Origin of the sequence: Fluctibacter halophilus (genome assembly GCF_020687825.1) — a bacterium.
In the GTDB taxonomy this organism is placed as follows: Bacteria; Pseudomonadota; Gammaproteobacteria; order Enterobacterales; family Alteromonadaceae; genus Fluctibacter; species Fluctibacter halophilus.
This window is the reverse complement of record NZ_JAJEWP010000011.1, coordinates 1-21,367: the sequence shown is the minus strand read 5'-3', so window position 1 is coordinate 21,367 and position 21,367 is coordinate 1. Positions and strand designations below refer to the sequence as shown.

At 53.0% G+C, this 21,367-nt stretch carries 19 protein-coding genes and 4 tRNA genes; all 23 read left to right on the top strand.

Annotated features, from left to right (window positions below; all coding sequences use genetic code 11):
* Positions 1-474 precede the first annotated feature (474 nt).
* On the top strand, positions 475-924 hold the full coding sequence (locus LJ739_RS18915; protein WP_229163157.1) for a serine O-acetyltransferase: 450 nt from the start codon (positions 475-477) through the stop codon (positions 922-924).
* Positions 925-1,073: 149 nt separating this feature from the next.
* Positions 1,074-2,327 (top strand): oligosaccharide flippase family protein, encoded by a 1,254-nt coding sequence (locus LJ739_RS18910; RefSeq protein WP_229163155.1) that lies wholly within the window; start codon positions 1,074-1,076, stop codon positions 2,325-2,327.
* A gap of 88 nt (positions 2,328-2,415) precedes the next feature.
* A complete protein-coding gene (locus tag LJ739_RS18905) occupies positions 2,416-3,099 on the top strand; it encodes a sulfotransferase family 2 domain-containing protein (protein ID WP_229163153.1) in 684 nt (227 codons plus the stop codon).
* 12 nt (positions 3,100-3,111) lie between these two features.
* Complete coding sequence (locus LJ739_RS18900) at positions 3,112-4,359, top strand: O-antigen ligase family protein (RefSeq protein ID WP_229163151.1); 1,248 nt, start codon at positions 3,112-3,114, stop codon at positions 4,357-4,359.
* Positions 4,360-4,377: 18 nt separating this feature from the next.
* Positions 4,378-5,517 (top strand): glycosyltransferase family 4 protein, encoded by a 1,140-nt coding sequence (locus LJ739_RS18895; RefSeq protein WP_229163148.1) that lies wholly within the window; start codon positions 4,378-4,380, stop codon positions 5,515-5,517.
* A complete protein-coding gene (locus tag LJ739_RS18890; protein WP_229163147.1) occupies positions 5,507-6,409 on the top strand; it encodes a glycosyltransferase in 903 nt (300 codons plus the stop codon). Before LJ739_RS18895 ends, LJ739_RS18890 begins: the two co-directional genes overlap by 11 nt.
* A 3-nt stretch (positions 6,410-6,412) precedes the next feature.
* A complete protein-coding gene (locus tag LJ739_RS18885) occupies positions 6,413-8,206 on the top strand; it encodes a heparinase II/III domain-containing protein (protein ID WP_229163146.1) in 1,794 nt (597 codons plus the stop codon).
* Complete coding sequence (locus LJ739_RS18880; protein WP_229163145.1) at positions 8,207-9,424, top strand: glycosyltransferase family 4 protein; 1,218 nt, start codon at positions 8,207-8,209, stop codon at positions 9,422-9,424.
* Complete coding sequence (locus LJ739_RS18875; protein WP_229163143.1) at positions 9,421-10,011, top strand: sugar transferase; 591 nt, start codon at positions 9,421-9,423, stop codon at positions 10,009-10,011. Before LJ739_RS18880 ends, LJ739_RS18875 begins: the two co-directional genes overlap by 4 nt.
* The gene (locus LJ739_RS18870) at positions 10,011-10,631 is read left to right on the top strand and encodes an acetyltransferase (protein ID WP_229163141.1); all 621 of its coding nucleotides are present in this window, start codon (positions 10,011-10,013) and stop codon (positions 10,629-10,631) included. Before LJ739_RS18875 ends, LJ739_RS18870 begins: the two co-directional genes overlap by 1 nt.
* Positions 10,632-10,648: 17 nt before the next feature.
* On the top strand, positions 10,649-11,824 hold the full coding sequence (locus tag LJ739_RS18865; protein ID WP_229163139.1) for a DegT/DnrJ/EryC1/StrS family aminotransferase: 1,176 nt from the start codon (positions 10,649-10,651) through the stop codon (positions 11,822-11,824).
* Positions 11,821-13,692 (top strand): polysaccharide biosynthesis protein, encoded by a 1,872-nt coding sequence (locus tag LJ739_RS18860; RefSeq protein ID WP_229163137.1) that lies wholly within the window; start codon positions 11,821-11,823, stop codon positions 13,690-13,692. Before LJ739_RS18865 ends, LJ739_RS18860 begins: the two co-directional genes overlap by 4 nt.
* A 121-nt stretch (positions 13,693-13,813) precedes the next feature.
* A complete protein-coding gene (locus LJ739_RS18855) occupies positions 13,814-14,995 on the top strand; it encodes a hypothetical protein (RefSeq protein ID WP_229163135.1) in 1,182 nt (393 codons plus the stop codon).
* Positions 14,977-15,501: a polysaccharide biosynthesis/export family protein gene (locus LJ739_RS18850; protein WP_229163133.1), complete on the top strand. Its 525-nt coding sequence runs from the start codon at positions 14,977-14,979 to the stop codon at positions 15,499-15,501. Before LJ739_RS18855 ends, LJ739_RS18850 begins: the two co-directional genes overlap by 19 nt.
* A 14-nt stretch (positions 15,502-15,515) precedes the next feature.
* Positions 15,516-17,612: a GumC family protein gene (locus LJ739_RS18845; RefSeq protein WP_229163131.1), complete on the top strand. Its 2,097-nt coding sequence runs from the start codon at positions 15,516-15,518 to the stop codon at positions 17,610-17,612.
* Positions 17,613-17,674: 62 nt separating this feature from the next.
* Entirely contained in the window at positions 17,675-18,673 is a 999-nt protein-coding gene (gene murB, locus LJ739_RS18840; RefSeq protein WP_229163129.1) for a UDP-N-acetylmuramate dehydrogenase, read from the top strand.
* Entirely contained in the window at positions 18,670-19,644 is a 975-nt protein-coding gene (birA, locus tag LJ739_RS18835; protein WP_229163127.1) for a bifunctional biotin--[acetyl-CoA-carboxylase] ligase/biotin operon repressor BirA, read from the top strand. The genes murB and birA overlap by 4 nt, the downstream gene beginning before the upstream one ends.
* On the top strand, positions 19,628-20,362 hold the full coding sequence (locus LJ739_RS18830) for a type III pantothenate kinase (RefSeq protein ID WP_229163125.1): 735 nt from the start codon (positions 19,628-19,630) through the stop codon (positions 20,360-20,362). Before birA ends, LJ739_RS18830 begins: the two co-directional genes overlap by 17 nt.
* Before the next feature lie 157 nt (positions 20,363-20,519).
* A tRNA-Thr gene (locus LJ739_RS18825) sits at positions 20,520-20,595 on the top strand.
* Positions 20,596-20,603: 8 nt separating this feature from the next.
* Positions 20,604-20,688, top strand: a tRNA-Tyr gene (locus LJ739_RS18820).
* A 126-nt stretch (positions 20,689-20,814) separates the two neighbouring features.
* Positions 20,815-20,889: transfer RNA gene (locus LJ739_RS18815), tRNA-Gly, on the top strand.
* Positions 20,890-20,895: 6 nt separating this feature from the next.
* Positions 20,896-20,971: transfer RNA gene (locus tag LJ739_RS18810), tRNA-Thr, on the top strand.
* A 59-nt stretch (positions 20,972-21,030) separates the two neighbouring features.
* Positions 21,031-21,367 (top strand): GTP-binding protein (locus tag LJ739_RS18805; RefSeq protein WP_229163063.1); only part of this gene is annotated, 337 nt, incomplete at its 3' end.

The following is a 21,367-nucleotide window of genomic DNA, read 5'->3' as shown; positions in this document are numbered from 1 at the left end:
TGTAAGGTAACAAACCATCCCTGGTGCTACGTCCAGCCGCGCATCCCTGCGCGTCGTTCACTCAACTGCGTTATGCCACCGGCATAACGGTTTTCGTTCACCCCCATGTGAGAGTGTGCTGTTCGAATATGGGGACTCATGTGACCAAAACGTGGGGAGCGTTTTGGAACGTTGGAGCGAAGCGACGACGGCCCGTGGGTGAATAAGCGGTGACCGCAGGTCATGAGGCGTAATAGGTAATTACGCCGAAAGCGTTGAACGACGGTACAGGGTGAACCACGCAAGCAATGGGCGAATCCGTGTAGTCCATTGAGTGGTGAACGGGAGGGCAAAGGATGCCCGGAGTACAAATTCGTCGTCATTGGCAACCGGTCGGCGTGTGACAACTCCTTAAGACGATGTGGGTTGCAATTCTGTCAACATTACAACAGTATCGTTAGCCATCGTTAATCGCATTCCAAGAGAGCAAAAATCGTGGGAAGAATCCTGCTCAGCATTTTTCGCGTCGTTAATTTTTTACACCGTAAAAAAGTGCCTGTGCTACCAAGCGTGATCAATCTCCTATTCATCAGGTTATTGTTCGGTTGCCAAATTGGGAATGGGGCGCAACTGGGTAAAGGCGTCTCTCTGGGGTATGGCGGACTTGGCATTGTCATCCACGGTCGCAGCAAACTGGGTAATTACGTCAATATAGGTACGGGTGTCACTATTGGAGGAACCAATAAGCAAACAGACGTGCCAATCATTGGTGACAACACCATGATTGCAACCGGAGCAAAAGTGTTAGGGCCTGTCACTATTGGAAGAAACTGTGTCATAGGAGCCAATGCGGTTGTGCTGAGCTCTATACCGGATAACAGTGTCGCGGTTGGGATCCCGGCAAAGGTAATAAAACAGGATATCGATATTTCCGATTATCGATAATCAGATTTCCGAAGCCTCATTCGTGGTTTAAAGCATGCCATCTTGTTAGAACAACCGGCTTTTCACATTACCCTGTCTTATCCCTTGCTCCGCTATAAACCTGTCAGTATGCTAAAACGCTGTCGCAGCGTTTTATTGTCGGGTTTTTAGTGAGAAGTTTCACCTTTCAGTTTGTCAGTAGCCTGGGTGTTAGGGCTTTCGGTTTAATCGCCGGGTTCCTGATCAGCATATTGATCGCCAGGGCATATGGCAGCGAAAACCTCGGACAGTACGCATTGTTTGTAGTCCACCTCAACCTGTTAACGGTGGTGGCAAAGTGCGGACTCGACACTTGGGTCGTCAGAGAAGGGGCAAGATTTGATGACCGCGAGGTAAAAGCGGGCTACGTGCGTCACTCCCTCGGACTGGCAATGGTGTTGAGTCTGGCCCTGATAGGTTGCTATGCCTTGCTGCTGATTTCTGGTTGGCTCGCATCCCCCTCTCAGACTGTCATTACTGCGCTGTTTTATATGTTGCTGGCACTGCCTGGCGCGGTCCTGATCCGGTTTGTGTTGGCTTGGCTTCGGTTAAAAGGCCGTACCATTGTTGCCAATGCGCTGGAAGGCGTTGGCGTCAATGGTGCATTGCTCATCTGTTTGCTGACGGTTTACTTCTCATCGATTTGGATGAGCAACATACATCCGATAGGCCTTTTTGCATTGTGTACTGTCGGTGTCGGCGCTATCGCTGCTGTACTGTCCTTACTGCGAGGTACGAGAGGCTACACGTCAACTGGCTTATCGAATCAGGCGACACTTGCAGCGGGACTCCCGTTTCTGTTGGTCAGCTTCTCGGCAACACTCAATACGTCCATCGATACCTTATCCATCAGTCACTATCTGCCTGAAGAAGACTTGGCGTTGTATTCTGCCGCGCAAAAGCTGGCGGCGTTGCTGGCGTTCCCTTTAGTGGTAGCCGGCTCGATTGTCGCGCCACAGTTTTCCGCGCTGTTTGCATCATCCCAAACCCAAACACTTCGAACGGCATTCATTCGCACGTCGATCGGCATTTCTATCGTTAGCGGTGTTGGTTGCATCATCGTGCTGACACTGGGTGAACAATTGCTCGGGATGTGGGGTGACAGCTTCATTGACGCATATGATGTATTGATCGTGCTCGGTATCTCGCAACTGATCAACGCGTGTTGTGGCCCTCTTGGGCTCTTGTTAAACATGTCTGGATACGAACGTCCGGTGTTGTGGATTACGCTGTTTAACAGTGGGCTGAACCTGTTGTTGAATGCAACACTGATCCCATCGTTCGGGATCAAAGGTGCCGCGTTAGCCACGGGGATCGTCATTGTGCTGCAAAATGTTGCTTTCTTCGGTGTCGTCTGGCGTAACCGGGTACTATCCGCGGCATAATTGACATGAGACATGCGCAAAGATTCCCAACTCCAACCGAAGCAGAGTATGATGAAAACAAAAACATTGATGTTGTTAAGGGTGCTGCTTGATTAATCCGCTGAAGTTTTTTTATCACAATATTTTGCCTCTCGGTGTGAAAGACAAAGTAGAGCAATGGCGCGAACCTCGTCGGCAAACCAAAAACCTGTATTCACAGGCATATTGCGCAACGCGCAGTGTGTTTATTCATATTCCTAAAACGGCGGGTACCAGCGTGTCGCAAGCCCTATACGGTGGGCAGCCCTGGCATCACACTGCGCGTTCCTACTATCAGGCAGATCCGGAACGTTTCAGACAGTTTTTTTCTTTCGCCTTCGTGCGTAATCCCTGGGATCGATTACTGTCCACCTATCATTATGCGTGTAAAATCAGTGACCCTGTTTATCGAGGGCCACTGTCGTCGATTGCAAAGTGTCAGAATTTTGAAGCCTTTGTGATGACGTGGTGCAATGCTGAACGAATCAATGAGCACTACTTTCTTAAGCCGCAGTTCGATTATTTAACCCTGGACGATCAGCAAATTGGTGTCGATTATGTGGGTCGTTTTGAAACCTTAAATCAAAGCTTTGCGCACATTTGTGAGCAGCTATCTGTTAAAGCAGAGCTACCGTCCCTTAACCAAAGCAAAGGCAAAACGGACTTTCGAGAGTCCTATACGCCGGCAATGGTCGACAAGGTAGCCAGCCTTTACGACCGCGATATTAAAAGCTTTCACTACGCGTTCGAATAAGCGGATTATCCCATGTATGCATCCCTTTGCCTGATCGCTGCTATTTGTGTTCTGAACCTCAATGGCGTTGGGGTATTGATGTTAGGGGTCGGTCAGCTATTTTCATTGCCGTTGTTATTGGCGTCTGCACTGGGCTGGTATTGGGCTGTATTGCGCAAACCGCCAGTTTCTCAATACCTGCTGGTCTACCTTGGTGTTCTGACGGTTTACCTGGGAATGGGGTTGCTGGCATCGGTCATTCACGGGTTATCCAGAATTGATTTTAGCGCGACCGTCTTTGTGCGCTATTTGACCACCGCGTTCATCATCGTCAGTGTCTATTTGCACGTCAAAATGTTGGGGCCTGAGTCTGAACAGCGTTTGTTGCGTTTTGTGTTGGTATTGATCGTGATTGCTTCTGCACTCATCCCGTTCAGTGCTTATATCAATATCAGCGGTGCGTTGGTCACCTCCTCCGGGCGCGGCACCGGCGTGTTCGCCAATCCCAATGAAGCCGGCATTGTCGCAGTGAGCGGCATTGCGCTGGCATTGTCCCTTGAGTTGCCTGCATGGTTGAGGCGTTCACTGATCGTGTTTCTGGCGGCCATGGCGGTGATGACCTTCTCTAAAACCAGCATGATGCTATGTTTGCTGGTGTACTTGGCCTATCAGGGACTAAAACCATCCCTCGGTCGTAGTCTCGTTTATGTACTGGTCACTGTGGTGATAGGGTGGGGGACATTGTCCCTGTTCAAGCAGGACATCATTGAGCAATTTGATCCCAAACAAGCCGTTCGTATCGCCCAGTTACTCAATGTGTTGACCATGCAAGGGGATGTCAGTGATGACGATCTGACGTCCGGGCGCGCGGAGTTGTGGGAGTTGGGCATGGAAAAGATCAGCCGTCATCCATTCATGGGCAACGGGTTGGGCGAACTTCATTCGATGGAAGAGGCCCGCACATCTGTCAACAAGGGGGTTGGTCAAGGGGTACACAACACCTATTTGCTGAAGCTCGGCGACGCCGGCATCTTCGCCCTCAGTGGCTTTTTGTTTTTCATTCTTTTTTTCCTTTGGCACGCGTTCAGGTTGAGAACGGCTTCTGCCGGCGCTCGTTTCGTTTTTCTGTATATGTTGGTGTTTGCAATTAACGCGGTATCGAGTCATGGTATGGAATTGCTGCGTTTTCATAACTTTTTTCTGGGGCTGAGCATGGCCTTGTTGGCCCATGCGGCACGTCAGTCCCAACAATCGTACCTACGAAACGAAGCCGTACAATAACGAAAACGAAAAATCATTATGGCAAAAATTCTGTTGATCATTGATTCCCTTGGTTCCGGTGGCGCACAGCGTCAATTGGTGACCATTGCCAGGGGACTCAAAGCCCGTGGGCACGAGGTGACCTTTTTCACCTACTTTCCGCAGTATGATCACTTTTTGGGATGGTTGCGGGAGGTGAATATTCCGGTCGTCTCGCAACCCAAAAAAGGCTCGCTCGGCATCTCGGTTTTTTGGCGTTTGTATCGTCTGATCAAACAGGAACGCTTTGATGGTGCGATGGCATTTATGCAATCTCCCAGTCTGTATCTGGAGATGGCCGTTGCGCTTATCCCCCGTCGACAGCGCCCAAGGGTGGTTTTTTCTGATCGTACAACCTTTGCAGAGGATTTTCGCCCCAGTTTCGGGTTTATCCTGCGTCAGCAATTACACCGTTATTGCGATGTCATCACGGCCAATAGCCACGCCCACTGTGACAAGCTGCAGAGCATGTTTCCATGGATGAAACAGAAGCTTCTGCCTGTCTACAATGGCATCGAGCCGAGCGTTGCCCAAGGGCAGGGGCAAGCCCCGATTGACAAACCCTACCTCTTGTCGGTTTCCAGAGTCATTGGCTACAAGAATTTTCAGCGTTTTGCGGATGCCATGCTCAGGTGCTTTGAGACCTTTGGTGACGTGCCAACAGTAATTTGGGTAGGGCGGGTGTTTCCGATCCCCGAAGTGGAAAAAGCGGTTGCAGAGATTCAGCAACGTTTTGAACAGCGAGGCATCGCTGACCGGCTCCAGTTTGTTGGCGAGCAGTCGGATGTTGCGCGTTATTATCAACATGCCTCAGCACTGGTTCATCCATCCAGGCTGGAAGGTTTTTCCAATGCGGTGGTGGAAGGCATGATGGCCGGGCTGCCTTTATTGTTGGGGAATATCAGCGATCATCAGCGTATTGTGCAGACCTACCAAAACGGTTGGATTTTTGACGTCGATAATACCGACAGCATGGTTGACGCATTGCGCCATTTTCAAACCTGCGATGCCCAAACGTTACAACACATGGCAAGTAATAGCCACGAAGCGGCAGTTGCCCTGTTTTCCTTTGACAAGGCCACTGAACAATACGAAGCGTTACTCACCGGACAGTCAGGGGAGCTTTGCAGTGAACGCTGATGTTTATGTGATGGGTAAACTGCCTCCCCCGGTAGGTGGCGTGACGAAAAGTATTGCCAATTGGCGGGATGCGCTGGCATCGGTTGGCGTCAACTGTGTTTTCTGGCCGTCGCAGCCGCGCTTGCGAGGATATCGATGGTGCCATGTTCATGCCTATCATCCCTATAAACGGGCACTATCGCTGTTGATTGGCAAGTGTCTGGCCAGACGCAATGTGTTTACCATCCACGGCATGCATTTCGATCAGGAAGATCGATGGAACCGAATGGCACTGTGGCTCTGTGACGGCGTTTTTGTGCTTAATCAACATGTGTTGGCAAACAGTCCACGGCTTAAAGCCAAGCCGCACTTGCTGACATCGTCGGTATTACGAGAAGGGATAACCTCAGCACCGATACCTGCGCAACCGTTGCTGCCGCCATCCAGCAAGCCCTATGCTTTGGTGTACGCGCAGCACAGTGACAGTTTTGAGGGTGACCCCATCTACGGGATACCGTTTGTGGAGTCTTGCCTTGAGCGCCTTCGTGAAGACTACACCTTGGTGCTTGCCGATGTGACCAATGCTTATGCTGAACTCGATGAACGATGGGGAGATGCACTGGTGAGGCTGGATAAGCCGGTGGACTTTGCGCAGTTGCTAAGTGAAGTCGCGGTGTACCTTCGTCCTACTTGTAAAGACGGTGATTCGGTGGCGGTGATTGAAGCGCTGATGGCGGGGGTGCCGGTGGTTGCGTCTGATGTGGTACAGCGTCCTGCAGGGGTGATCACCTATCGACATCTGGATGGCGAAAGCTTTCTTGCAGCGTTGAAAAACCTACCTGAAGGCGTGGCCGGTAGCCATGATTCGTTGACGTCTGTAGAGGACGTCATCAGGTTTCTGGAGTCGTTGTAACCCATGTTGCTGAAGTGGCGTACCTATTATCGGCTTGGCATTGGCAATGTATTGCGTGTATTACATTATCGCTTATGCCTTAAGTTTGGCTGGTTTGCCCGTGTATTGCCTGTTCACCCCTGTCCTGACGGCCCCTTTTTTACGCGGCCTGATGTCCCCCGCTGGGACAGCGCGATCCCGCCATTGAACGCATTTGGCTGGTTGCCGGTATCGACGGAAGCGGTACCAAACTGGTTTGAGAATCTGCTTACCGGCAAAGCCTGTACACCGTCTCAACAGCATTGGTCAACGCTGGCAGATTTTGATCCTGAGGTGGGTGATATCAAAGGCGTTTGGGATTTATCCCGCTGGGGCTGGCTGGCGCACTTCGCACTGGCATACCGCTGCAGTGGTGAACAGCACTGGATCGACAAAATGAACCTGTGGCTGGAAGACTGGTGTGCCGCCAATCCGGTCAATCAGGGCCTCAACTGGAAATGTGCTCAGGAAGCCGCTATTCGGGTGATGCATCTGGCAGTGGCGCTGTGCCTGTTTGAACAGCGTCAGCCCAGTGATGCCGTTTTACAGTTGGTACGTGAGCACTTACTACGAATAGAGCGCACGTTAAGGTATGCCAAAGGACAGGACAATAATCACGGTACCAGCGAAGGCGCGGCTTTGTACATTGGTGCAACCCTGTTGTTGCACGCTGAACCACAGGACCGTCGGGCCAGCGCCTGGCGAACTCAGTCGATAGCGTACCTCACAGAGCGCAGTCAGCGCTTGATCGCGCCGGATGGCACCTTCAGCCAGTACTCGAGTAATTATCATCGATTGATGCTAGACACCTTCACGTTGACCGAAGTCTGGCGTCGGTTTATGCAGCAAGGTGCGTTTCCGCAATCGTTACAGCAACAGTTGCGTTGCGCCAGTCGTTGGTTGTTGGCAATGCTGCCACCACACACTACCGATGTGCCGAACTGGGGCGCGAATGATGGTGCACAGTTGCAGTTATTCTGGTTTACCGAATACCGAAGCTTTCTACCCAGCGCGCTGGCTGCACAAATGATGTGGGAAGGACCACAGCAACCACTGTGTTTGCTGACACTGCATCAACTGGGTTGTGCCATTCCTGCTGAAGAACAGCAGTCAGGTGCGACGACCTTAGCAAACGGTGGCCTGGCTATTGCCAAAGACGTTGACGCCATGGTGATGCTGCGCGCACCGGCGTTTGATTTTCGCCCCGGACAAGAGGACTGTCTGCATCTCGATTTATGGGTCAAAGGTGATAACCTGCTAGCGGATGGTGGCAGCTACAGTTACAACACGGATGATGCAACCATGGCGTATTTCAACGGACCCCAAGGCCACAATACGATTCAATTTGATGGTCAGCCTCAAATGCCGCGCATTTCACGTTTTTTACTGGGGGATTGGTTACATTACGACAGGCTCGATGCCAACAGGGTATCTGACGGTTTTCGTTTGTATGGCGCTTACCGCAAAAGACAACTGTCCCATCAACGGGAAGTATTGCTTGAGCCTGGTCAGCTGACCGTCATCGACACTGTACAAGGGGTTGCGTCAGACGCAGTAATGCGATGGCGTTTGCCGGCCCGTGATTGGATCTGTAGCGGACAGGAAGTCACCGGAGGCAACGTTCGTATTGCAGTGACGGCTTCAGTACCGTTGCAACGTTTTCTGTTGGCGGAAGGCCTGAGTTCCCGTTACTATGGTAAAAAACAAAGCGTTCCGGTATTGGAAGCCAGTATTGAGGCGCCTGCCGGCATAATAACAACGATAATTCGCTGGACTTAAATGCGCGTACTCTATTTTCATCAACACTTTTCCACGCCTGACGGAGCCACAGGCACCCGCTCCTACGAAATGGCTCGCCACATGGTCAGCCAAGGGCATCATGTGACCATGGTGTGTGGTTCGTACAATGTTGGCCAGACCGGTCTGAACTCCCCGTTTATTGCTGGGCGCCGCGAAGGTATCGTAGATGGCATCAGGGTGATTGAATTTGATTTGGCCTATGCCAATCAGCAGAGCCTGTTGAGCCGTGCGTGGCAATTTATCAAGTTTGCGCTGCGCAGCATCGCACTGGCACTGCGCGAACCCTACGATGTGCTTTTTGCCACGTCAACACCGCTAACCGCCGCGATTCCAGGCATTGTTGCCCGCTGGTTGCGCAGAAAACCGTTCGTTTTTGAAGTCCGTGACTTATGGCCTGAGTTGCCAAAAGCGATGGGCGTCGTTTCCAATCCTATCGTGCTCAGTATGTTATCGGCACTGGAGTGGGCAGGATATCGCTCCAGCCATACCTGTATCGGACTCTCCCCGGGCATCGTTGATGGTATAAAGGGACGGGCGCGGTCGTCGACCCCGGTTCACCTTATTCCCAATGGCTGTGATTTGGCTTTGTTCGGGACACCTGCTCCCGCATTTGATTTTGGTTTTGGCGACGATAAGTTCGTTGCGTGTTTTACCGGTGCTCACGGTGTCGCGAATGGCCTGGATATTCTCCTTGATGCTGCGCAGCAATTGAAAGCGCGCGGAGAGGAGCGCATTGTACTGCTGTTTATCGGGGAAGGTCGGGAGAAAACCCGTTTACAACAAAAGGCCCAAGCCATGGGGTTGGACAATTGTGTGTTTTGGGATGCGATGCCCAAGCATCGTTTGGTCAGTGTATTGCAACATGCTGATGTGGGGCTGATGCCGCTGGCCAATGTACCTGCGTTCTACTACGGCACATCACCGAACAAGTTTTTTGACTATATCGCCAGTGGTTTACCGGTGCTGAACAACTATCCAGGTTGGTTGGCTGACATGATCAATGAGCATGATTGTGGTGTCGCCGTACAACCTGACGATGCCGCTGGGATAGCCGATGGTTTACAGTCGCTCGCTGACGATCGGGAGGCCTGCGCCAGGATGGGCAAAAACGGCCGACAGTTGGCCGAGCAGCGTTTTGATCGCGCAGCATTGGCTGAGCAGTTCGAACAGGTATTAACCGGGGTTGCCTCGTCATGAAGCGCGGATTTGACATCTTAGTCGCATTTCTCGGCCTGACCTTAGGTCTGCCGGTCTTTATTGGTTTGTATATTTTGGTGGCGGTGAAGCTTGGTCGGCCGGTGTTCTTTGTGCAGCCCCGGCCTGGCTTGCGGGGCAAGGTGTTTAACATGGTGAAGTTTCGTACCATGACGTCCCAAACTGATAGTGAAGGAAACCTGCTGCCGGATGAACAACGGATGACGGGACTCGGACGCTTTTTGCGTGCCAGCAGTCTGGATGAGTTGCCGGAGTTGTGGAACGTCCTTAAAGGCGATATGAGCCTCGTAGGTCCGCGCCCCCTGCTGGTCGAATACCTTGAATTGTACACACCGGAACAGGCCAGGCGGCACGATGTTCGGCCTGGCATCACCGGTTGGGCCCAGGTCAACGGACGTAATGCCATCAGTTGGGAAGACAAGTTCGCCCTCGACACCTGGTACGTGAAAAACCGCTCATTCTGGCTGGACATAAAAATTCTTTGGTTGACCGTCTGGCGAGTGATTAAACGTCAGGACATCGCCAGCGAGGGCGAAGTGACGACCAGTAAATTTACAGGATCAAAATAATGACATCGTTGGTGATAGTGGGGGCAGGAGGCCATGGTAAAGTGGTTGCAGACTGTGCCCAGCAAACCGGACGCTATGATCGGATTGTGTTTCTCGATCAGGGGTTTCCATCCCATCAACGCCAGGGAGCCTGGCAGGTAGTCGGGACGCCAAGCGCATTTGCCAACTGGCAACTACCGGATACCGAGTTTTTTGTGGCTATCGGCAATAATGCCGGGCGCCAGCAATGGCATGAAATGTTGAAAACCGGGGGGGCGTCGATTGCCACGCTGGTTCACCCTGCAGCGACACTGAGTCCTTATGTCACCCTGGGTGAAGGTTCACTGGTGATGCCCGGTGCGGTGATCAATGCCGATGTCAGTTTGGGACGAGGTGTTATCATTAATACATCGGCGAGTGTCGATCATGACTGTAATATCGGTGATTTTGTCCACATCGCGCCCGGCTGCCACCTTGCCGGCAATGTGCAGGTCGGCACACTGGCGTTTATGGGGGTGGGTTGTTCGGTGATCCCGGGGATTAAGATTGGTGCTCAAGGGGTTGTGGGTGCCGGCAGCACTGTCATTCGCGATGTGAATGCTGACTGCACGGTGGCAGGTTGTCCTGCCAAGCCCCTTTAACTGAGAGGTAACGCTGAATGCTAAATGGACCTTTTTCGCCCTGGCCTGACTATACACAGGATGAAATCGATGCTGTCGGCGCGGTGATGGCCAGCAACCGGGTGAACTATTGGACCGGTCAACAAGGGCGGGAGTTTGAGAAAGAATTTTCTGCCTATAGTCAGTGCCAATATGCCATTGCGGTTGCAAACGGTACCGTGGCGCTGGATTTGGCCTGGCGTGCGCTGAATATGCCCGCCGGCAGTGAGGTGATTGTCACCTCCAGAACGTTTCTCGCGTCGGTATCTTCCATCGTTCTGGCCGGTTTAGTGCCGGTATTTGCCGATGTGGATGCTGACAGCCAGAACATTACACCGGCGACCATCGCCCCGCTTATCAACGCCAAAACCAAAGCGATCCTGTGCGTACATCTGGCGGGTTGGCCGTGTGACATGGATGGCATCATGGCACTGGCCGAGGCCAATGACCTGTGGGTCGTCGAAGATTGTGCGCAGGCTCACGGAGCACGGTACAAAGGACGTCCGGTGGGGGCCATTGGGCACATTGGCGCCTGGTCTTTTTGTCAGGACAAAATCATGACAACGGCCGGCGAAGGTGGCATGGTCACCACGAACGATGAAGCATTATGGCACCGCATGTGGAGTTTCAAAGATCACGGAAAGTCCTGGCAGGCGGTGTATGAACGGGATCATCCACCGGGGTTTCGTTGGTTGCACGAATCCTTTGGTACCAACTGGCGCTTAACCGAAATGCAGTCAGCAGTCGGCCGTTTACAGTTGGCCAAAATGGCTGATTGGACCGCAAAGCGTCAGGCCAACGCCGATAAAATCCTTACCGCGGCGAGAACTTGCTCTGCATTGAGAGTGCCCGAGATACCCCCTGACATTGAACATGCCCAGTACAAGTGCTATGTGTTTGTTCGACCCCAGCAGCTCAAAACCGACTGGGATCGTGACCGCATCATGCAGACCCTGTTAGACAACGGTGTACCGTGTTTTTCCGGTTCTTGTTCAGAGGTTTATCTGGAAAAAGCATTTGATAATACGCCATTCAGGCCCGAGCAGCCGCTGCCGGTAGCGCGGGAATTGGGTGAGACGTCGCTGATGTTTCTGGTTCACCCGACACTGCGCAGCGACGAAATCGATAAAACCTGTGCGGTGTTGGCAGACACCATGAGGATGGCATCACAGTGATCCAGCTACGGGCCATTTTCGACTTACACACCAAAACCAAATTGTTGCTGGAGTGGTTGTGGGACAGTGCGGCGTTATTTTTTGCGTTGCTGTTTGCCTACTGGATCCGCATCGGGATGGACTCCTGGAATTTCACTGCAATTGACTGGGGCGTTGCGTTGGCAAACGTATTGTTTGCCCAAAGCCTGCTGGTGTTGCTTGGTCACTATCGGCACATGATCCGCTTTATCAACCTGCAGGCGGTCAATAGCATTATTATTGCTGTCGGCTGCTCTACCCTGTACCTGTATGTGGCCAAATGGACGCTGGATGTGTTCATGCCTGCTACGATACCGATGATTTACTTTACCGTCGCAACACTCAGTATCGCGGCACCGCGCCTACTGATCCAGGCGACGGCCCAAGCGAGTAACTATCGGGTGCGGGAAAAGTGCATTATCTACGGTGCGACCAGTACGGGCCGGACCCTGGCTGCGTCTCTGCGTGCCGGCAATGATCTATTGCCGGTCGCCTTTGTAGATGACAAGCGCGCCTATCAGGGCAAACAAATTGATGGTCTGATTGTCGCTGCGCGCAAGGACATTCCAGAACTGGTCAAACGCCATGGCGTGAAAAAAGTACTGATCGCGGTGAATAACTCTTCCCAGGCTCGTCGTAAAGAACTGATCCGCGAGTTGGAACCCTACGCCATTGAGTTGCTCAGTATTCCGAACATTCAGGACATTGCTGCCGGTAAGCACCGCATCGATGAACTACGTGAAATCAAGATTGAGGAGTTGCTCGGCAGGGAGCCGGTTCCCCCCATCGAAGAGTTGCTCAATGTGGATATACAGGGCAAAACTGTGATGGTTACCGGTGCAGGCGGCTCCATTGGCAGTGAACTGTGCCGCCAGATTGCTGCGTGTCAGCCGTCGAAAATGATCCTGTTTGAATTGTCCGAATTCAACCTCTACAACATTGAAACCGAACTGCGTGACAAGTACCCAGGGCTGAGCATTGTTACTGAACTGGCGTCCATTCAGGACAGCGACGTATTGCGCCGGGTGATCGGTGAAAACCGCGTACAGACCATCTACCATGCCGCCGCCTATAAGCACGTTCCGATGGTTGAACGCAGTCCGGCAGCCGGTATACGTAACAATATTTTCGGTACCGCCAACGTTGCCCTGATCGCGGCTGAATTTGAAGTGCAAAAGTTTGTCCTGGTCAGCACTGACAAAGCCGTACGCCCAACCAACATCATGGGAGCGACCAAACGCTTTGCGGAGTTGTTTGTGCAGGGTATCGCTGAATTGCAGGAAGGCACACGTTACGCCATTGTTCGGTTTGGTAATGTATTGGGATCATCGGGCTCGGTCGTGCCGTTGTTTCGGCAGCAGATCCAGGCCGGCGGCCCCATTACCGTCACTCACCCTGACATCACCCGCTATTTCATGACTATACCGGAAGCGGCGCAGTTAGTGATCCAGGCCGGGGCAATGAGCCAGCGTGGAGAGGTGTATGTGCTGGATATGGGCGAGCCGGTGAAGATCATTGATTTAGCCACGCAGATGGCCCACCTGATGGGACACCGGATTTCCTTGGAAAATCCCAAACAGGGGGATATCGCCTTGTTGTTTACCGGCCTTCGTCCTGGCGAAAAACTGTATGAAGAGTTGCTGATTGATGACGCCGAAACCCAGACCCAGCACCCGCGGATCATGGGGGCTAACGAACTAAAGCTGGACTTTTCTGACGTCGTCATGCTGCTGGATCAACTGAATTTTCTGCTGATCAAGGGTGATGAAGCAGGTGCAATTCAATTATTGCGAGATGCCCCTCTTGCCTATCAACCTGACTCCGCTGCAGCGGGGAAAAGTGTCGCCTGATCCCCTTACGGTATAGCTAAGTCTATGTTGTTGTGGAGAAACCCATTAATTGGCCGATAACCAGAAGAGGCGTATTCAATGCGCCCTGGTTGGTTAGCCGTTTTCAATCTTGAGTAGCACAATGATAAAAAAAACCGGATACCTTTTATTCCTTTGCAGTACCTGTAGTTCAGCCTTTGCGGCGGTGGAGTCCTTTGATAAGGATGCCGCTGGTCATACACTGACCACAGGGGTGCACTATGAAGAAACCCTCAATCCCACCGTGGTGCAGGATACTGCGGGCTACCAGCTGCAACTGGCACCTCGTGGACAGTGGGTGTACCTGGGCGAAGGGGTTGCTACACAGGTCAACTATTCTGCTGACTTGCGTCGTGTATCGTTTCAGGATCCTCTCCCTAATGGCGAGGATGCAGAAACCCTGATTGACTTTGCAGCACAGTTGACTCAGCGCTTTTACCTCAGTGACGCCTGGGCGTTGGATGGCCAGGTAGGCGTTATTCAGGATGAACAGATGTTTGGTGAGGGGTTGTCACGGTTGCGCTTTGACGTGCTCAGCCCCGATCGCCAGCGTCAGACAAGTGCCGCGCTAAGATTGGTGTACGGACGGGACACCGACGACCGCTATGTGGCACTGACGCTAAAAGGTACCGAGGTATCTTATGCGGATCGCAATGCCTATGCGTCAGCCTTCGACTTGTCACGTAAGCACCTTGGGCTGGAATCTGCCTTTCGCTGGTCATCTGCCACCCAGCTACTGTTCAATATCGATTACAGCGATGATGATTTTGATGATGTGACCCGTGAAGACAGTCAGCATTGGCGTGTAATGACCGGTTTTGCCTGGCAACCCACCGGAAAAACCTTGTTGCGCGTTTTGTTGGGGGGCTATCAACGTCAATTTGACACGGCGCCTGATAGCGACGGGTTTACCTGGCAGCTTGGATTGGAAACATCGCCCCGGGAAGACTGGTTGATCACCCTTCGCTCGGCCCGTCAGTCGACGGTGTCAGACAGTGAGTTGGCCAATGAAACCCTGTCAGATAGCACCGATGTGTCACTGCGTTACCTGTTCAGCGAGCAGTGGCAGACCGGCCTTGCCTATCAGTTACACAATACCGAATACAAAGCGGCGGATATCAGCCGGGATCTGGACGACACTCGCTTCAGTTGGATGTTGGGGGTCAACCTGAAAGATCACAGCCGGGTGGAGTTGGCCCTGGGACGGCTTGAGCGGGAGGGCGATGCGTCCTTTCCGCTGTTTGAAGAATCCTTCGGGAGGGTGGATTGGCACTACGAATTCTAGGTTTTTGGCTGACGCTTTACACTTCAATCGGTTGGGCTGCCTCGACGGATGAGGCGGGGATCCCACTGGGTGTGGGTGACACCGTACTGATCACTGTCTACAACGAACCGGATCTAACCGTCAGCACCAAAATCGGTCAGAACGGCCGGGTCAAGTTTCCCCTGATCGGTGAGCGTGTGGTGATCGGTAAGCAGCCGGAGCAACTGGCCAGTGAACTGGAAGCCGCCTATTTCGACGGTTATCTGGTGTCACCCAGTGTGTCGGTAGATGTTAAAAGCTATCGACCCATCTACATTCGCGGTGCGGTAAAGAGCCCCGGCGCATACGGTTTTGAATTGGGAATGACGGTGGATCAAGCCATCGCATTGGCCGGCGGCCTCAAAGATCGGGCGTCGAATTCCGAATGGAAGCTGTTTCGCGGCGACAACCCAGCGCCGACCACGGTGAAAAAAGACAGCGCGGTATTGCCGGGCGATATCATAGAAATCAGAGAGAGTTTGTTTTAGTCATGCAGCCAGCAGTGCGGGACAATTTTGCACAAGAGGTCACCCTCGACATGGCGGCCCTGTTGTCGATCATGTGGCAAAAGAAGTTTCGCATTGTGTTCCTGACAGCCGCTATTTTTGCCGTCGGCAGCCTGCACATTCTGCAGTTACCCAAGGTCTATGTGGCCACCAGTACGATCATGCTGGGTGACAGTGGCCAGAACCTCAGTTTGCCGACCTCGGTGTCGGCGTTGACCGGCAAAAGCGACGGCAAGCTGGATACTTACCTGGAATTTATCCGTTCCCGTCAGTTTTTACTCAACGTGGTGCGGGAACTCGAACTGACCCATTACGACGAGCTGTTGCCGGAAAAGCCCCTGCCAGCGCAGGTCAGTGCACAAGAGCATGTAGTATCGGTATTGGCCAATAAACTCAAACTCAGCCGAGTGGGAGACACACACCTGGTTAAGGTGACCTTCGAGTCTTATTCACCGCAACTGGCGGCCAAGGTGGCGAATCATATCGGTCCGGCATTTTTTGCTTTTCATACCTCGATGAGCCGAGAGCGCGCCGGTGAAACGTCGCAGTGGCTGAATGATCAACTTGTTGACCTGCAGACGCGCCTGGATAACGCAGAAAAAGCCTTACAGAGTTACTTGTCGGACAATCAGATCATTGATCTGAAAAGCCAGATCGAACTGGCCAGCACCGAGATTGCCGCGTTGATGCGCGAGAAGCTTGCTGCCGAGAAACGTATCGCCGAAGTACAGGATACGGTGATCCAGATCCGTGAAGTGCGCGACAATACCGAGCAACTGATGGGCGTGTCCTGGCTACTACAAAACCCCATGCTGGCGGATATTCGCAATCGTATCAATCAACAGCAGCAGGTGATAGCCGAACTGTCGAACCGCTATAAGTACAAACATCCCAAATACGTTGCCGCCAAGACCAACCTTCAAACCATGCAAAACGAACAGGATGCGCTGATCGAAAAACTGATCGCCGGCATTGAACAGCAATATGTCAATGCATTGCGTCGCCTCGAAGAACTGGAGGAGCAAATTGGTGAAGCGAGGGCGCAGCACAGCAGTCTTGGGCGTCATGAACTGACCTTGGGCAAATTGCGTCGAGAAGTCGAATCAACTCAGAAAATGTACGAAGTGTTTCTGTCTCGCCTGCAGGAAACCGAGTTGATGAAGGACCTTGGTAGCACAGAAAATTTTGTCGTAGTGGATACCGCTGCGGTACCTAACTTTCCATCCAAGCCTCGGGTTGCTTTGTTGATGGCAGTGTTGCTGGTGGTAGCCGGTGGTTTCAGTGCCGGTTTGTGGATTGCACTGCATGCCATCTCCGACAAACAGACCCGTTTGCGCCGCTTGCTGAAACGTCTGGAGGTGCCAATATTGGCAGAGATCCCCAAACTGAGCGGTGTCAGGAAAGGGGTCCGTGCAGTGGTCAGCAAAGGCCAACATGACTATGTGTTTTCTGAAGCCATGCGCTCGCTACGTACCCGAGTGATGGTCAAAAGTGGTGATGACGAAAACCGCATTCTGGCGGTCACCGGCATCACCCAGGGACATGGCAAGTCGAGTGTCGCTATCAGCCTGGCCAACTCGTTCAGTAAATTGGGCAAGTCGATGCTGATGGACGTGGACCTGCGTTCCCCTTCGGTGGGGGACGCGTATCAGTTAGAGACGGAGCATCCCGGCCTGACCGATTTACTGGATAAGAAAGCCAGTTTTGGTCGTTGTGTACACAAAGACCCAGAATCCCGCTTAAGTGTTATGCCCAGTGGGCATAAGCCGGCTGATCCGCTGGCGTATTTATCCAGGAGTCGCCTAAACAGCATTGTTGCCAAGTTGGGTATTTTGTATGAGCGTCTGATCATGGAGGCGCCTGCTGTTAACGCCTACAGCGACATGCTGATCCTGTCCAAAATGGTCGATGGCATTGTGCTGGTTTGCGATGCGGATAAAACGGATACCGATGACGTGCTCGAAGCGGTGCAACGACTACGTGAGAGCAATGCACCTTTGTTGGGCGTAGTGCTGAATAAAGTCAAAAGTGTACGTGGCAGTTTGCCTTACCGTCGCCGCTGGTTCCGCCGTTCTGGAAGTCGCAGCGCCTGACAGCGTCTTGGACAAGTGCCGGAAAAAGACTAAAATAGCCCAAAAATCAACGCGGTTATCCTTTGAACGCCCTCCAAAAACTTCACACATTTGGTCTTGATGCTCACGCCAACGCGGTGCGGGTGATAGAAGATGATGCACAACTTCACGCCTTTGCCCGCCATGCCGGCAGTGCGCCTTTCTGGTTGCTGGGCGAGGGCAGCAACACGGTGTTTGTGGAAGATTTTGAGGGCACGGTGGTGCGCATTGCTACCCGCGGCATCACCGTCGAAGAGACCCATGACGCGTATTGCCTCACTGTTGCCGCCGGCGAAAACTGGCATTCGCTGGTGGAATGGACACTGAGCAACGGCATCTTCGGCCTCGAGAACCTGGCATTGATCCCTGGCAGTGTCGGCGCCACGCCGATCCAGAACATTGGCGCCTATGGTGTCGAAATAGCCCGCTTCATCGATGCTGTGATCTGGCGGGCGTTTGACAGCGCCGAGGTGCACCGGTTATCCGCACAGGAGTGTGCGTTTGGCTACCGGGACAGTATTTTTAAAACCGAGCTGGCCGACAAAGGCATCATTGAGCAGGTCGAGCTGAAACTGCCCAAACAGTGGCAGCCGCAACAAGCCTATGCCGAGTTGGCTGCGTTGAACGACCCAACGGCGCGGGACATTTTCGATACCGTCGTTGAGGTCAGGCAACGCAAATTGCCCGACCCCGCCCGTTTGGGCAATGCGGGCAGTTTTTTCAAAAATCCCGTGATTACCCGCGAGCACTATTTGCATTTGCAGCAGCAGTGGCCGGCCATGCCCCATTATCCGGTCGACGAAACCCGGGTTAAAGTACCTGCAGCGTGGCTGATCGATACCCTTGGTTTTAAAGGCAAAGGTTGTGGCGGCGTGCGTTGCCACATCAACCAGCCGCTGGTGTTGGTCAATGAAGGGCAGGGCACCGGTGAACAGGTGTTAACCCTGGCGCGGGCCATTCGCGATCAGGTACAGGATAACTTTGCTATCACGCTGGAAAATGAAGTGCGTCTGGTCGGTAAACAGGGATTAATCGTGCTATGAACAAAGACGTCGAAGCCATACGAACCCAGCTATTGCAGTGCCTCAGTGATGGCCAGTTTCATTCCGGTGAGGCATTGGGACACTTGGTGGGCTTGAGTCGTGCAGCCATTTCCAATCACGTCAAAGCCCTGCGCGAGCTGGGTCTGGATATCTTCCGGGTAACCGGTAAAGGCTACCGCCTGGCATCGGCGCTGACACTGCTCGACCGGGATGCCATCACGGAAAATCTTAGTCATCCCCCCGTTGCCGACATCGAAGTATTGAACATCATCGATTCGACCAATACTTACCTGAAAGACAGGTTGGCACAGGTTGAACCGGGCCATGTTTGTCTGGCTGAAGCACAAACCGCCGGGCGAGGGCGGCAGGGGCGCCAATGGATTTCACCGTTTGGTGCCAGCCTTTATGTGTCTTTGTGTTGGCGCTTTCCGGCCGGCTATCAAAGCCTGAACGGATTGAGTCTGGCCATTGGCATTGCGGTGGCGCGGGCATTGAAGCGCACGGGAATTGATGACGTACAGCTTAAGTGGCCCAATGATGTCTATTGGCAGGGGCGCAAGCTGGCGGGTGTACTGATTGAAGTGGAAGGGCAGATGGGCGGCGCCTGTGACGTCGTGATTGGACTTGGCTTGAATGTGCAAATGCCTACCGAGGTCGACGGCATAACCCAACCCTGGGCTGACCTGTATCAGGCCCTGGGTGAAACCGTGGATCGCAATCAGTTGAGTGCCTGGGTTATCGAGGCCTTGTGGCAGGTGTGTGAGGCGTTTGCCAGCAATGGCTTCGCGCCGCTGTTGGAAGAGTGGCACGCCCTGGACTATTTTCGTGACCAGCCGGTAACTCTGCTCAGTGGGCAGCGTCAACAGCAGGGGATCTGTCGTGGTGTCAATGCCCAGGGCGCGTTACTGTTGGAGCAAGGCGGGCAGATCACCCCCTGCTATGGAGGAGAAATCAGTGTCCGCGGGCAATAAAACCTTATTGATCGATATTGGCAACTCGCGTCTTAAAGTTGCCTGGGCCAGTGATGAGAATTTCCACACTGATATCATGACGCTGACAAATGCTGACCCTTTGCTGCCACTGATCCAACAGGCCTGCAGTGTCTGGGTGGCGTCTGTGGGTAAAGCCGCTTGGCTGACCACCATTGAGCAACAATGTGATCGCTTCAAAGTGCCTTTGCACGTCGCCACCAATCAGATGGCAACGGATCGGATCCAATGCGCGTACGTGGATAACAGCACTCTCGGCGTCGACCGCTGGTTAGGGGTTATCGCTGCCCGCGCCCTGACGGCCCTGCCGGTCGTGGTGATCGATGTGGGCACCGCGATCACCTGTGACTTCGTTCAGGAAGACCGCCATTTGGGCGGGTGGATTGGGCCGGGCTATTCGCTGATGCGCGACAGTCTGACCCAGAACACGGAGCGGGTGTTTGCCGACGAGCACTTTCCTGAAGAACTTGGGGTGGGGATCTCGACCCCCGAGTGTGTGAGCCAGGGCTGCTTAAGTCTGTTGCAGGGCATGGTGTTAAATGCCTGCCAGCAACTGGCAAGTCGTTGCGAACAGTATTGCGTGATCGTTTCCGGTGGCGGTAAATCCCTGTTGGCATCCATGCCTGTGGCAGAAATGATGCTGGTGGACAACGTCGTACTGGTCGGTTTGTCGGTGCTGAGCCACAATAAACAGCCCTGAACAGGGCAAAATGGTGCACATAAAAGCAGCGAAAAGCCGCTTAAATAACCCGTTTGGTGTCAAAATGACCAAACGAACCGAAAATCGACATTTTTTTGCTTTTTCTACTTGCACGCCCCAAATCATTACTCTAGAATTCGCACCCACTTGATGCAGTGCCGGCTTAGCTCAGTTGGTAGAGCAACTGACTTGTAATCAGTAGGTCGCCAGTTCGACTCCGGCAGCCGGCACCATCAATCTTGGAGGGGTTCCCGAGTGGCCAAAGGGATCAGACTGTAAATCTGACGGCTCAGCCTTCGCTGGTTCGAATCCAGCCCCCTCCACCATACACTGTGTGTTTGGTGTGTAAGCACCGAGCATAGGAGTTGGCTTGGAAGCAGCGACGCTGGTATGTCGAATGATGAGTCCAGCCCTCTCCACCACTTTGAATGAGGTGGCCAGAGAATAGGTTCGCGGGCATCGTATAATGGCTATTACCTCAGCCTTCCAAGCTGATGATGCGGGTTCGATTCCCGCTGCCCGCTCCATTCAGTGCTGATATAGCTCAGTTGGTAGAGCGCACCCTTGGTAAGGGTGAGGTCGGCAGTTCAAATCTGCCTATCAGCACCACTTTTCTCCCCAGCTCATTGGTAATGTTTTTTTTACACAACTTTGCTGGGAATAGAGAAATGGCAAAAGAAAAGTTTGAACGTACGAAACCCCACGTTAACGTTGGTACCATTGGCCACGTTGACCACGGTAAAACTACCCTGACCGCTGCAATCACTACTGTACTGGCAAAGACCTACGGTGGTTCTGCACAAGCTTTCGATCAAATCGATAACGCCCCTGAAGAACGTGAGCGTGGTATCACCATCGCAACTTCTCACGTTGAATACGACACACCTACCCGCCACTACGCGCACGTAGACTGCCCTGGACACGCTGACTATGTTAAAAACATGATCACCGGTGCTGCGCAGATGGACGGTGCAATCCTGGTAGTAGCTGCGACTGACGGCCCTA